At 67.7% G+C, this 12,519-nt stretch carries 12 protein-coding genes; 11 read left to right on the forward strand and 1 reads right to left on the reverse strand.

Going from position 1 to position 12,519, the window contains the following annotated elements:
* Nucleotides 1-3: 3 nt before the first annotated feature.
* Nucleotides 4-1,491, reverse strand: a complete 1,488-nt coding sequence (locus HTA01S_RS15850) for a M16 family metallopeptidase (RefSeq protein WP_068173612.1) — start codon at nt 1,489-1,491, stop codon at nt 4-6.
* Between the two features lie 29 nt (nt 1,492-1,520).
* On the opposite strand from HTA01S_RS15850, the gene ftsY reads away from it, so the two are divergent.
* The 11 genes from ftsY to HTA01S_RS15905 all read left to right on the forward strand — a co-directional run bounded on the left by ftsY (nt 1,521) and on the right by HTA01S_RS15905 (nt 12,505).
* Entirely contained in the window at nt 1,521-2,540 is a 1,020-nt protein-coding gene (gene ftsY, locus HTA01S_RS15855; RefSeq protein WP_068173614.1) for a signal recognition particle-docking protein FtsY, read from the forward strand.
* Between the two features lie 313 nt (nt 2,541-2,853).
* Nucleotides 2,854-3,141 carry a BufA2 family periplasmic bufferin-type metallophore gene (bufA2, locus tag HTA01S_RS15860; protein WP_068173616.1) on the forward strand — a complete coding sequence of 96 codons (288 nt, stop codon included), beginning with the start codon at nt 2,854-2,856 and terminating at the stop codon, nt 3,139-3,141.
* A 97-nt stretch (nt 3,142-3,238) separates the two neighbouring features.
* Nucleotides 3,239-5,017, forward strand: a complete 1,779-nt coding sequence (gene bufB, locus HTA01S_RS25560) for an MNIO family bufferin maturase (RefSeq protein WP_169804787.1) — start codon at nt 3,239-3,241, stop codon at nt 5,015-5,017.
* A complete protein-coding gene (locus HTA01S_RS15870) occupies nt 5,007-5,612 on the forward strand; it encodes a CDP-alcohol phosphatidyltransferase family protein (RefSeq protein WP_068173618.1) in 606 nt (201 codons plus the stop codon). Before bufB ends, HTA01S_RS15870 begins: the two co-directional genes overlap by 11 nt.
* 152 nt (nt 5,613-5,764) lie before the next feature.
* Entirely contained in the window at nt 5,765-6,433 is a 669-nt protein-coding gene (locus HTA01S_RS15875) for a chemotaxis protein (protein WP_068173620.1), read from the forward strand.
* 4 nt (nt 6,434-6,437) lie between these two features.
* The gene (locus HTA01S_RS15880) at nt 6,438-6,941 is read left to right on the forward strand and encodes a hypothetical protein (RefSeq protein WP_068173622.1); all 504 of its coding nucleotides are present in this window, start codon (nt 6,438-6,440) and stop codon (nt 6,939-6,941) included.
* Nucleotides 6,942-6,973: 32 nt separating this feature from the next.
* Nucleotides 6,974-8,545, forward strand: a complete 1,572-nt coding sequence (locus tag HTA01S_RS15885; RefSeq protein ID WP_068173624.1) for an extracellular solute-binding protein — start codon at nt 6,974-6,976, stop codon at nt 8,543-8,545.
* 16 nt (nt 8,546-8,561) lie between these two features.
* On the forward strand, nt 8,562-9,428 hold the full coding sequence (locus tag HTA01S_RS15890; protein WP_068173627.1) for a hypothetical protein: 867 nt from the start codon (nt 8,562-8,564) through the stop codon (nt 9,426-9,428).
* Between the two features lie 29 nt (nt 9,429-9,457).
* Entirely contained in the window at nt 9,458-10,168 is a 711-nt protein-coding gene (locus HTA01S_RS15895) for a PspA/IM30 family protein (protein WP_068173630.1), read from the forward strand.
* Nucleotides 10,169-10,182: 14 nt separating this feature from the next.
* Nucleotides 10,183-12,027: an ATP-binding protein gene (locus tag HTA01S_RS15900; RefSeq protein ID WP_068173632.1), complete on the forward strand. Its 1,845-nt coding sequence runs from the start codon at nt 10,183-10,185 to the stop codon at nt 12,025-12,027.
* A 25-nt stretch (nt 12,028-12,052) separates the two neighbouring features.
* Nucleotides 12,053-12,505 carry a TerB family tellurite resistance protein gene (locus tag HTA01S_RS15905; protein ID WP_068173634.1) on the forward strand — a complete coding sequence of 151 codons (453 nt, stop codon included), beginning with the start codon at nt 12,053-12,055 and terminating at the stop codon, nt 12,503-12,505.
* Nucleotides 12,506-12,519: the final 14 nt, after the last annotated feature.

Genomic DNA, 12,519 nt, shown 5'->3' on the forward strand with positions numbered 1-12,519 from the left:
GACTCAATGGCGCGTCAGCGCCGGGCGCGGACCGGCCGGCCTGGGCGCGGTGGGTTCGCGGCGGCTCGGGTCGGGCACCAGCACGGCGGTGGTGAGTTGCTCGTCGTTGAAATAGCGTTGCGCGACCGAGCGCACCTGTTCGGCTGTGACGCCGCGCAGCTGGTTCATGAGACGCGTGCTGGCGTTCACGTCCATGCCGTTGATCCAGTAGCTGCCCAGCTCCTGCGCCTGGTTGAACACCGAGTCGAGCTTGTAGATTTCGCCCGCGGTCCATTGCGTCTTGACGCGCTGCAGCTCGGCCTGGGTGATGCCCTCGCGTGCGATGCGCGTCACCTCGTCCCTGAGCGCGGTGGCGGCCCGCTCGGCGGACACGCCCTTGGCGGGCACGGCGCTGAGCGTGAACAGCTGCGGCCCGCGGCCCATGAGGCCGTAGGAAGCGCCAGCGCTGTCGGCGATGCGCCGGCCCCCGGTGCCCAGGCCCTGCACCAGGGCGCGCTCCAGCCGGGCACCGCTGTAGCCGTCGAGCACGGCGGCCAGCACGGTCAGCGCCAATGCGTCCTGGTTGGCGGCATCGTCGCCACCGGTCCAGCGCGGCGTCTTCCAGGCCTGCACCACCATGGCCTGCTCGGTGGCCGCGCGGTATTCCAGCCGGCGCGGCCCGGCCTGGGGCGGCTCGTCGCGTGGTTTGCGCGCTGGCACGGCGCTCGCGGGCAGGCTGCCGTAGATGTTCTCGGCCAAAGCATGCACCTGCGCCGCGTCCACGTCGCCCGTGATCACCACCGCCGCGTTGGCCGGGCTGTACCAGCGCTGGTAGAAGTCGCGCGCGTCCTGCGGCGTCAGGGCCTCGATGTCGCTCATCCAGCCGATGATCGGCCGCCGGTAGGGGCTGGCCTGAAAGACCATGGCGCTAAACGCTTCGAACATGCGCGCACGCGGCGCCTCCTCGATGCGCTGGCGGCGCTCTTCCTTGATGACCTCGATCTCGCGCTGGAACTCCTCGTCGCTCCAGCGTGCGTGCGCGAAACGGTCGGCCTCCAGCCGCATCACGGCCTCCAGCTTGCTCGCGGGCACCTGCTGGTGGTAAGCCGTGGCGTCGCGGCTGGTGAACGCGTTTTCGCGCCCACCCAGGGCGGCGACGCGGCGCGAGAATTCTCCCGGCTGCAGGTCGGGCGTGCCCTTGAACATCAGGTGTTCGAGCGCATGCGCCACGCCCGAGGTGCCGTCCACCTCGTCCATGGCCCCCACGCGCACCCACAGCATGTGGGCCACCGTGGGCGCGCGCCGGTCCGGTCGCACGATCAGGGTCATGCCATTGGACAGCGTGAATGTCTGCGCCTGGGTGGGCGCGGCCGGCGTGGCAGTGGTGATGACAGGCTGTGGCGGCTCCCCGGCGGGCGCCTGGGCCAGCGACGGCCCGGCCATCAGAGCCCCGATCAGGGCTGGAAAAAGCGCACCGCGGAGGGCGTCAAACAAGGGCAGGGTGCGTTTCATAGAATGCAATGGATTCTAGAGATTGAAAAATGTTCTCGTTCTTCCGCAAAAAAGCCCCCACCCCTCCCTCGCCACCGGCCGCGCTGCCTCCCGCCGCCACGCAGGCGGCTCAGTCCCCCGCGCCCGCCCCGGCGGTGAGCGAAGCCGCGCCCCGCAAAGGCTGGCTCGACAAACTCAAGGCCGGGCTGCGCAAGACCGGTTCGGGCATCGCCACGGTGTTCACCGGCACGCAGATCGACGATGCGCTCTACGAAGAGCTGGAAACCGCGCTGCTGATGGCCGACACCGGCGTCAAGGCCACCGAGCACCTGCTGGCCGATCTGAAAAAACGCGTCAAGGACAGCAAGACCACCGACCCGGCCGCCGTCAAGGGCCTGCTGGCCGACGCCATCGCCGACCTGCTGGCGCCGCTGCAGAAGCCGCTGGTGATCGGCGAGCACAAACCCACGGTGATCATGGTCGCGGGCGTCAACGGTGCGGGCAAGACCACCTCCATCGGCAAGCTCACACGGCACCTGGCCAACGAAGGCGCCACCGTGCTGCTGGCTGCGGCCGACACCTTCCGCGCCGCCGCGCGCGAGCAGCTCGCCATCTGGGCCGACCGCAACACCGTGGAGATCATCACCCAGCAAGGCGGCGACCCGGCCGCCGTGAGCTTCGACGCCGTCACCGCCGGCAAAGCGCGCGGACGCGACGTGGTGCTGGTGGACACCGCGGGGCGCCTGCCCACGCAGCTGCACCTGATGGAAGAGCTGCGCAAGATCAAACGCGTGGTGCAGAAGGCCGATGCCACGGCGCCGCACGAGGTGCTGCTGGTCATCGACGGCAACACTGGCCAGAACGCGCTCATGCAGGTGAAGGCGTTTGACGACGCGCTGGCGCTCACCGGCCTGATCATCACCAAGCTCGACGGCACCGCCAAGGGGGGCGTGATCTGCGCCATCGCGCGGGAAAAGCCGGTGCCGATCTATTTCATCGGCGTGGGCGAAAAGCTCGAAGACCTGGAAACCTTCGACGCACGCGAATTCGCGCAGGCGCTGCTGGCCTGAACGGTCCGGGCATCGTTGCGCCACCGCAGGCGCGCGAAACGCGTCAGGTCGCTGCGCTGCGCGACCAGTTGCCGTTCGTGGTCGGACCCGTTCGGGTGGGGCATGGTGGGTGCCCGCTTGTGCTTGTAGGTCTGCGATGGATGTGACTTGAAATGCGACGGATCACTGAGGCGAGCATTCGACGGGGATGTGTTATGTCCAGCAGCGTGGAAAAAAGACGCCTTGGGTTGTAAGAAAACCCGAAGGGCACCAGACATAACGGAGCAGCAGCAAACAAGCCGCTGTTTCTTCAACAATCCTTCTGGAGCTACCCATGAGCCACTCTTCCGCCAAATCCGCATCCTCCTTCCTGCTGGCCGCAGGTGCCCTGGCGCTTGCCGGCATCGCTTCCGCCGCCGACCTGCCCAAGGGTGCCTCGGGCAAAGCCCTGTCGGGCGGCGACAAGGTGCATTGCTACAACGTGAACAGTTGCAAGGGCACGGCCGACTGCAAGACCGCCGAAAACGCCTGCAAGGGCCAGAACAGCTGCAAAGGCATGGGTTTCAAGGCCGTCACCGTGAAGGCCTGTGTCGACATGAATGGCACCATCGCCGACCTGTGATCGGCCAGCTGGAGAACACCCGTCGGGGTGTTTTCCGGCGGGCTTCGAGCACCCGTTCACGTCGACCCCGCAACGGCCCTCACTTCTCACCGCGACCATGAGCGATTCCACTTCCCACACGCTGGCGCCACAACGCCGTTCGCCCGGCTTTGGTCTGGGTCTGAGAACCGCACACTACAACGACTTTCTCTCAGGCCCCCAGCCGGTGGACTGGCTTGAGATCATCAGTGACAACTTTCTGGTCGAGGGCGGCAAGCCACTGCGCATGCTCGACACCTTCCGGCGCGACTACCCCATGGCCATGCACGGCGTGGCCATGTCGATTGGATCGGCCCAGGGCCTCAACCTGGACTACCTGAAAAAAATCAAGGCACTGGTCCGCCGCGTCGAACCCATGTGGGTGTCCGACCACCTGTGCTGGACTGGCCCGTCTGGCCGTTCCCTGTACGACCTGTATCCCCTGCCCTACACCGAAGAATGCGCCCGCCTGCTGGTGGACCAGATCCGCCAGGCCCAGGACGTTCTGGAGCGCCGGCTGGTGGTGGAGAACGTTTCAAGCTACCTGCGTTTCTCCGCATCGGGACAGACCGAATGGGACTTCCTCGCTCACGTCGCGCAGGAAGCCGACTGCGAACTGCTGGTGGATGTGAACAACATCTACGTCAGCAGTGTGAATCACGGTTTTGATCCCCTGGTGTATCTGCGCGCCATGTCCAGGGATCGGGTGCGCCAGATCCACCTGGCCGGGCACGCCAACAACGGTGACCACATCGTCGATACGCACGATCATCCGGTGGCGCCCGAGGTCTGGGCCTTGTACGCTCAGGCCTGTCAGTTGTTCGGCCCCACCGCCACCATGATCGAGCGCGACGACAACATCCCCCCGCTGGTCGAACTGCTCGAAGAGCTGCAGCAGGCGCGCAGCATCGCCGCGCAACACGGGGCCCTGCCCATAGAGCCGCACCCACACGCCGCCGCCACACCATGCGCTACGGCATTCGTGAATCCAGCCCCCGGTCGATGCATCAACGCTCCTGCGCTCGACGCCATCCAGAACGTCATGGCGAATGCCGTGCTGAGCCCCGAACTGCCCGCAGCCGTGCCCGCCGCGATCGACACGCCCGGGCCATTGCCCGCGCCGCGCGGCCTGGCGATTTACCACAACGCCTACCGTGCCCGCCTGGCCGAGGTGCTGGCCGACATCTTCCCCAAAACCGTCCTGTATGTGGGCAGCGACCATTTCGACGAACTGGCCCGCGCCTATGTGGAACAGCAGGCACCCGATGGCGGCCCACTCAATGGCTACGGGCACCGATTCGCCGAACACCTGGGTCGGGTGTACCCGGACCACCCGGTGCTGCGCGAGCTGGCTGAACTGGAGTGGGCCTTGCGCAGCGTGTTCGACGCGGCCGACGAAGCGACCTGGCAACTCGCGGACATCCAGGCCCAGGGCGTGGAGGCCTGCCTGACCCAGTGGCCGGTGCTGCACCCGACGGTGCGCTTCCTTGAAATGCGCACCACGGCGCTGGCGATCTGGAAGGCCATCGACGCCGACGAAGAGGTGGCGCCGGCCCTGGCGCTGGAACAGCCCTTGCCGTTGATCGTCTGGCGGCAAGGACTGCAGCCGCATTTCAGTTCCCTCGATGCGGACGAAGCAGGCTTCATTCAAGCCTTGCAGCAACCCGGTCACAGCATTGAGCGGGTAACCGAGCAGCGCCTCGAAACCCAGCAATTGAAAGACCCGCAGTTGCTGGCGGCCTGGCTCCAGCAATGGTGGAGCAACGGTTTCCTCCACCGTTCAATGCCAATGATCCCAACAACTGCGATCGACGTGCCCGATCCGTCACGACCGATAGAACTGGCCCATGCTGGATAAAGCCGTTCAACGCGCCCTGCGCCCGGCCATGACGCGGGCCGCGCGTGGCCTGGTGCGCCTGGGCGTGGGGGCCGACGCCATCAGCGTCGCCGGTTTCGCCACCGGCATGGCCGCGGCCGCCGCCATTGCCTTCCAGCAGTTCCTGCCGGGCCTGGCGCTGCTGCTGCTCTCGCGCCTGATGGACGGGCTCGACGGCGCGGTGGCCCGCGCCACCACCCCGACCGACCGCGGCGGCTTTCTGGACATCACGCTCGATTTTCTGTTCTACGCCGCCATTCCGCTGGCCTTCGCCCTCGCCGACCCGGTGGCCAATGCCCTGCCCGCCGCCGTGCTGCTCGCCGCGTTCATCGGCACCGGCAGCAGCTTCCTGGCCTTCGCCGCCGTGGCCGAAAAGCGCCGGCTGCAGTCGCTGGCGTTTCCGGACAAGAGCTTCTATTTCCTGGGTGGCCTGACCGAAGCCACCGAAACCATCACTGCCTTCGCCGCCATGTGCCTGTGGCCACAGTGGTTCGCGCCCATCGCCTACGGCTTTGCGGCGTTGTGCGGCATCACCATCGTGCTGCGCATCGGCTGGGGGTGGCAGCGCTTCCGGTGAAGGGGCGTGTGGGCGCTGACCCGCGCCACGCTTGGCATTAAACTCCCGCGAGGGTGCTTCCCGGTGCCGTGGGCCCTTGGCAGCGATCGGTCCGGCCACACCCCATCCGGTGCGAAAGCACCGCGTATCAACACCCTGCGGGAGAACAAGACATGAAGGGAATGCTGGGCTTCCTGGAAAAGGCCGGGCTGGTCAAGATGGACGCGCCCGTGGAGCCGCCGCCCCAGGCACGCCCCAGCCAGGCCGAGCTGGCGCCCGCACAGGAAGCTGCTGAACCGGTGGCCACGCCCAGTGCCGCCGTCGCGGCCCCGCTCGACCTCGATGCCGTCTACGCCCAGGCGGGTGTGGCGCCTTCCCTCTATCCCGCGGAGCGGCTGCTTCGGCTGGTGGACGGGCTCAGCGCCATGGACGAGGCCACGCGGCTCATGGCCATCAAAGCGATGGACGCCGCCGACGAATCCTGGACGATCGAAGACCCGCTGGCCGACGCGGCCGCCAAGGTCCAGGCCCTGGCCATGCACGCCGAACTGCTGCAACTGAATCTGCAGGCGCTGGAACGCGACACGCGCGCCCGCATGGAAGCGGTGGCCGCGCGCCGCGAAAAAGTGGTGGGCGACATCCGCCAGCAGATGGCCGAGCTCGACGCCCTGGCGACCCGCGAAACCACCCGGGCCGCCCAGGAGCTGGCCACCCAGGAAGCCCAGCTCAAGGCGGCGCAGGACCGCACCGCGGCCGAGCTGGCCAGCCTGTCCCAGCTCAGCCGGCAGTTCCAGGGCCTGTCCACCCAGTTCGGCGCCCCCGCCACACCCTCACAAGAATGACGCCATGGCCAGCTTGACCCCCCTCTCCAAAGGACTGATTGGCTTGGCCGTGGTCGGCGCCATGGCGTCGGCCGTGTGGCATCTGGCGCTGAAGGAACGCTTCGGCGCTGCCCCCCAGACCACCACGGAAACCGCCCCGGAAGCGGCAACGCCCGCCACCGTGACCACCCCACCCGCGCAGGACCCCTACGCGCCACCCACCGCCGCCAACGAAACACCGCCGTCCCCGGCCCCGCTGCCGAACGAGGCCAGCAGCGCCGCCAACGGCGCCCTGTCGCCGGCCGAACACGCCGAGCTTGGGCGCCAGTTGATGGAGCGCGGCGAGTTCGCCCAGGCGCGTGGCCACCTGGAGCAGGCCGTGCAGGGCGGCAACGGCGGGGCGGCCTGCCACCTGGGTGAGATGACCCTGAAGGGCCAGGGCGGCATTCCCGCGAACCAGGACGCCGCGGCGCGCCTGTTCCAGTTGGCCCAGTCGCGCAATACCATCTGTTTCGCCGCGGGCCAGTGAAGGCCCGGCGCTTCCTGTTGAAAAGGTTTCCCATGAAATTTCACACCCTTGCCTTGAGCGCGACCCTGGTGGGCAGCGTCTGGATCGCCGGTGCCGCGCAGGCCCAGGGCTTCGTGTTCGGCACGGCCGAGCCCAAGGCCGCGCCCACCGCGGCGGCCGGCGCGCGCAATCCGAAGGTGGAATCTGCGCAGCGCCTACTGGCCCGCATGGGCCTGCTGCGCGAAGCCCCCACCGGCACGCTCACGCCCGCCACGCAGGCGGCCATCCGCAGCTTCGCCGCCCGCGCCGGCCTGGCGCCCACCAGCGAAGTCAACGACGCGCTGCTCAACGCCATCCGCCGCCACATCTGGCAAAGCCAGAACTGGTCGGCCGGCAACTACAAGGGCAAGGAAAAGATCGTGGACGCCCAGGGCCTGCGTGAAGCGCAGATCCTGCTCGGCAAGCTCGGCTTCAACGCCGGCCCGCTGGACGGCACCTTCGGCCCGCAGACCCAGGTCGCCACCGAAGCCTTCCAGGAGTCCCAGGGCGTGAGCGTGGACGGCCTGATCACCTCCACCGTGCTGATGAACCTGCGCCGCGCCGTGAACGGCGCGGGCGCCAGCGCCAAGGAAACGGTGCGGGTGCTCAACTGGCCCGACTACATCGACGCCGGCGTGCTGCAGGACTTCGAGAAGGAATACAACATCCGCGTGGTCTACGACATCTTTGCCGGCAACGACGACCTGCAGGCCAAGCTGAGCGCGGGCGGTGTGCCCTACGACGTGGTGTTCCCCACCGCCAACGCGGTGCCGGGCATGGCCAGCCAGGGCCTGCTGGGCAAGCTCGACAAGGCCAGCCTGAAGAACCTGAACAACATCGACCCGCGGGTGGACGCGACCCTGCGCGCCTGGGACAAGGACGGCGCCTACAGCCTGCCCTACATGTGGTACACGGTGGGCATCGCCTGGAACCCCAAGCTCACGTCCAAGGCCTACCCCGGCTACGCCATGGACGCGCTGGGCTCGGTGTTCGACCCGGCCATCGCGCGCCGCTTCCAGTCCTGCGGCGTCGGCGTGGTCGACTCGGCCTCCGACGTGGTGCCCCTCGCCGCCATGGCCGGCGGACAGGGCAAATGGGACGGCAAGAACTCCATCGCCGCGGCCGAACAGGTGTTGCAGCGCCTGGCGGGCACCGTCAAGGTGATCCCCACCGACCAGTTCATCGACGCGCTGGCCACCGGCAAGATCTGCGTGGCCATCGGGTTCTCGGGCGATGCCGTGCAGGCGCAGGGCAAGTCGCGCAACGCGGTGGAATACCGCGTGCCGGCCGACGGTGGCCTGCTCGCCATCGACGCCATGGCCGTGCCCGCGAACGCCAAGAACAAGCGCGCCGCCCACCTCTTCATCGACTACCTGATGCGGCCGCAGGTGATCGCGAAGATCTCCAACACCGTGGGCTACGCCAACGCCAACCTCAAGGCCGGCGAGTTCATGAGCGACAGCGTGAAGTCCAACCCGGCCGTGGTGCCCAGCACCACCGCGCTCAGCCGCTCCTCGCCCATCCCCATCCTCACCGAGCGGGACCAGCAGGAGATCGCGCGCGTCTGGGCCCGATTCGCCAAGTGACACGGACCCCTCGCCATTGAGCAGCCAACCTTCCTACCTGGGCGCTTTCCTGAAGCACCCGCACAACCGGGTCGCCCTGCTGGCGGCCGGTGTGGTGGCCATTTTTGCGTCCATTCCCATGGGCTGGGCGGGCCTGGCCCTGGTGGGCACGGTGGCGGTGGGGACCGAAATCCTCGCCGCGCTGGCCATCCCGAGCCTGCCCTCGTTTCGCGCCTGGGTGGATCGCGAACAACGTCACCAGGCCCTGACCCAGCGGCGCCAGCAACTGATCGCCGAGCTGCGCGACCGCGGTGAAACCAGCGCCCTGTCCACCTACCAGCACATGTGGGAACGCGTGCAGGCGCTCTACCAGACCGCCAGCGACCGCCACACCTCGCTCACCCGGCAGGACGTGGAAAAGCTCGACGCCCTCACGGTGGACTACCTTGGCCTGTGCACGGTCAATGCCTCGCTGCGCCAGCGCAAGGACCGCACCAGCGAAGACCAGGTGGCCAAACGCATCGCCGGCATCGAGGCCCAGTTGAAAAACCCCGCGCTGTCGGACGAAGAGGCGCGGCAGTTGCGAGCCACCCTGAGTGAATACAACGAGGTCATGAACCGCTCGCGCCGGCTCGCGGTGCGCCGCAGCGCGCTCGAAGCCACGCTGATTTCCATGCCCGACAAGATGGAAGAGGTGTACCAGCTGGTGATCACCTCGCCTTACGCCACCGACATGGGCAGCAAGCTCGAAGACTCGCTCTCGCGCCTGCGCATCGCCGAAGAAGTGGCGGCCGAATTCGGTCCGGCCGATCTGTTCGAGATGGACCAACCCCCAGCCGCCCGTGCAGCGTCCACCGCGGCGAACCCCGCCGCGCGACAGGCCGCGCAACGCCTCAAAGCCTGACACCCCAACACATTCAACCAGGAGAACCCATGGCCAACAACGCAATCTTCGCCCGCCTCGCCAATCTGTGGAGCGGTTTCATCTCCCTCTGGGTCTCGGACATCGAGAAAGAGCACCCCGAGATCGCCTACCAGAACGCGATCGCCTCGATGATCGAGAAATACACCCAGCTCAAGGCCGCGACGGGCGCCATCATCGCGAGGCGGCTGGAAATCACCTCGCGGCTGGAAACCCATGAGCGCGAGCTCGCCAGCGTCAGCACCGATCTGGAAGCGGCGCTCGCCACCAACCAGGACGACCTGGCCGTGGTGCTGATCCAGAAAAAGAACTCGCTGGACGCCGCCATCGCCGAACTTCGCGCCGACGCCACCCAGGCCACCGCCGACGCCGACAACGCCAAGGATTCACTGATCCAGGTGAAGACCGAGATCGACAAGCTCAAGGCCGAGAAGGAACGCATGCTGGCGCAGATGCACAGCGCCCAGGCGCGGCTCAAGATCCAGGGTCAGCTCGATGGCCTGTCGGTGGACGCCGAGGTGCAGGCGCTCGGCGCGGTGCGCGACCACATCAAGAGCCAGGTGGCGCAGGCCAGCCTGGGCGCCGAGCTGCAGAACTCGGACCTCGACGTGCGGCTCAACAAGCTGCGCCAAAGCAGCGGCAGCGTGACCGCCAAGGCCCAGCTCGAAGCCATGAAGCAGGCCCGCGCGGCCGCGCAGGCCGCGCCGGTCAAGAACCTCTGAGCGCCGAGCCCCGCATGACCGCACCCGCGCTCCCCCGCAACGAACTGCCCCGCTGGGCGGAGGTCCTGCGGCAGAAATACCTGGCCGGCGAGGCGTCCACCTTCGTGCTGTACCGCAACGTGTTCGACAACTACCTGGTCGGCGACACGCTGCACAACCTGGGCTCGTTCCTGGTGCAGGAGCTGTTCAAGGACACCAAGCAGCACGTCTGCGAAATCAGCCTGGAGCGCGGCATCCGGGTGCTGTCCGGGGCGTCCGTCGACGACAAGCGCAAAGCGCTGGAGCGTGAACTCGAAGCGCAGAGCGAACCCGACCTGCTGGCCTCGCTGCACGCCCTGGAAAAGCGCATGCGCGCCCAGCAGTCCACCGCCGTGATCGTGCCGTACGCCGACGCTCTGCTGCCCGCGGGCGACCCGAGCTTCATGGCGCAACCCGACCGCCAGACCTACCTGGTGTTTCACCGCTGGTCGCTGGACCAGACCCTGACCAACGGCGACAACATCATCGTCCTGATCACCGAGTCGCTCAACGCGATCAACCCGGGCCTGCTGTCCAACCCCAAGGTCGCGGCCATCGAGATCCCCATGCCCGACCTGCCACTGCGCAAGCGGGTGATCGGCTTTTTCGCGCCCAAGCTCAGCGAACACCAGCAGACCCTGTTTTCCGAACGCACCAGCGGGCTGCGCACCGTGCAGCTGGCCAACATCCTGGCCAGTTCCAAGGGCCACGGCCTGAGCGAACCCGAGCGTCGCCAGCTGATCCAGACCCTGCTGCAGGGCACGCCCGATGCCGAGGCGCGGGCCGACACGCTGGCGACCATCACCGCCGGCATGACCCCGGCCGAGATCACGCGCCTGATCGAACCCGGCAAGACACTGCCCACCGGCGACGCCGACCAGGAGGTGCTCCAGGTCATCCACACGCGCAAGCGCGAGATGATCGAAAAGGAATGCGCGGGCCTGATCGAGTTCATCGAACCCAAACACGGCCTCTCGGCGGTCGGCGGACACGAACACATCAAGCACGAGCTGATGGCGATCGCCCAGAACCTCAAGGCCGGCGAAACCACGCTGACCCCCATGGGCCTCTTGGCGGTCGGCCCCATGGGCTCGGGCAAGACCTTCGTCATCAAGGCCTTCCTGAAAGAAGCGGGCCTGTCGGCCGTGGCGCTGAAGAACTTCCGCTCCAAGTGGGTGGGCTCCACCGAAGCCAACCTGGAGCGCGTGCTGGCCACGGTCAAGGCCATGGGGCCGATCGCCGTGATCATCGACGAGGGCGACCGCAGCTTCGGCTCGGGCGGCGGCGAAGACAGCGACGGCGGCACCAGTTCGCGCGTGATCGCGCGGCTCAAGGAATTCATGGCCGAGCCGGAGAATCGGGGCCAGGTGCTGTTCGTGATGATGACCAACCGCCCCGACAAGCTCGACACCGACATCAAGCGCCCGGGCCGGCTGGACCGCAAGATCCCGTTCTTCTACTGCGACACGGCGGCCGAGCGCGTGCAGGTGCTGCAGGCGGTGCTCTCGCGCTACGAAGAACCCTGCGTCGCCACCACCGATGAACTGCTGGCCCTGTGCGACACCTTGACCGGCTACTCCAACGCCGACCTCGAAGCGCTGTCCCTGCTGGCCGTGGAACTGGCCCGCAACCAGGCCACGCCGCTGAACGCCGATGCGCTCACCGCCGCAGCGGCCGACTTCATGCCACCGCAGGAACGCGACATGATCGAGTTCATGGAGCTGCTCGCGGTGTCGGAGACCTCGCGCCGCTCCATGCTGCCCCAGCGTTTCCGCAACATGGCCATCGCCGACATCCAGAACGACCTGATCGCCGCCAAACGGCGCGCCCTGCCCCGCTGACCCACCACCGATGAGGACCCCAACCATGAACGCCATTCAAGACCAGAACCTGAGTGCACCCCAGCTCATCCAGCTGACCCAAGCCATGCTCGCGGTGGCCCAGGTGGACGGCATCCACCCCGCCGAAGCGGCCCTGATCGGGCAGTTCTACGAAAGCTCGCGCACGGCGGACATGCCGAGCACCGCCTCGGTGCTGTCGGGCAGCCACGCCTTCGACGCCCAGGCCATGGCCGGTTGCCCGGCCTCCGTGGCCGACACCCTGGTGCTGATGTGCCTCATGACCGGCCATGCCGACGGCCACCTGAGCGCCGAAGAGCGCGCCATGGTGAAGTCGTTCGCCACCGCCCTGGGCGTGGACGCGGCCCGCTTTGACGCGCTGCTGGGCCAGGTGCGCGACGAGCTCATTGGCGCCATCTCGCACCTGCCCGACGCCGGTTCCGTCGCGAACGTGGTGCACGAGCTCACGGCCACCGACTGAGGCGGCCGCCCGAT

It is taken from the genome of Hydrogenophaga taeniospiralis CCUG 15921, from assembly GCF_001592305.1.
Taxonomy (GTDB): domain Bacteria; phylum Pseudomonadota; class Gammaproteobacteria; order Burkholderiales; family Burkholderiaceae_C; genus Hydrogenophaga; species Hydrogenophaga taeniospiralis.

Bases quoted from the DNA above. Each gene is read 5' to 3' on its own strand.
- HTA01S_RS15850 (WP_068173612.1), bottom strand. From the start codon at position 1,491: ATGAAACGCACCCTGCCCTTGTTTGACGCCCTCCGCGGTGCGCTTTTT.
- ftsY (WP_068173614.1), top strand. From the start codon at position 1,521: ATGTTCTCGTTCTTCCGCAAAAAAGCCCCCACCCCTCCCTCGCCACCG.
- bufA2 (WP_068173616.1), top strand. From the start codon at position 2,854: ATGAGCCACTCTTCCGCCAAATCCGCATCCTCCTTCCTGCTGGCCGCA.
- bufB (WP_169804787.1), top strand. From the start codon at position 3,239: ATGAGCGATTCCACTTCCCACACGCTGGCGCCACAACGCCGTTCGCCC.
- HTA01S_RS15870 (WP_068173618.1), top strand. From the start codon at position 5,007: ATGCTGGATAAAGCCGTTCAACGCGCCCTGCGCCCGGCCATGACGCGG.
- HTA01S_RS15875 (WP_068173620.1), top strand. From the start codon at position 5,765: ATGAAGGGAATGCTGGGCTTCCTGGAAAAGGCCGGGCTGGTCAAGATG.
- HTA01S_RS15880 (WP_068173622.1), top strand. From the start codon at position 6,438: ATGGCCAGCTTGACCCCCCTCTCCAAAGGACTGATTGGCTTGGCCGTG.
- HTA01S_RS15885 (WP_068173624.1), top strand. From the start codon at position 6,974: ATGAAATTTCACACCCTTGCCTTGAGCGCGACCCTGGTGGGCAGCGTC.
- HTA01S_RS15895 (WP_068173630.1), top strand. From the start codon at position 9,458: ATGGCCAACAACGCAATCTTCGCCCGCCTCGCCAATCTGTGGAGCGGT.
- HTA01S_RS15900 (WP_068173632.1), top strand. From the start codon at position 10,183: ATGACCGCACCCGCGCTCCCCCGCAACGAACTGCCCCGCTGGGCGGAG.
- HTA01S_RS15905 (WP_068173634.1), top strand. From the start codon at position 12,053: ATGAACGCCATTCAAGACCAGAACCTGAGTGCACCCCAGCTCATCCAG.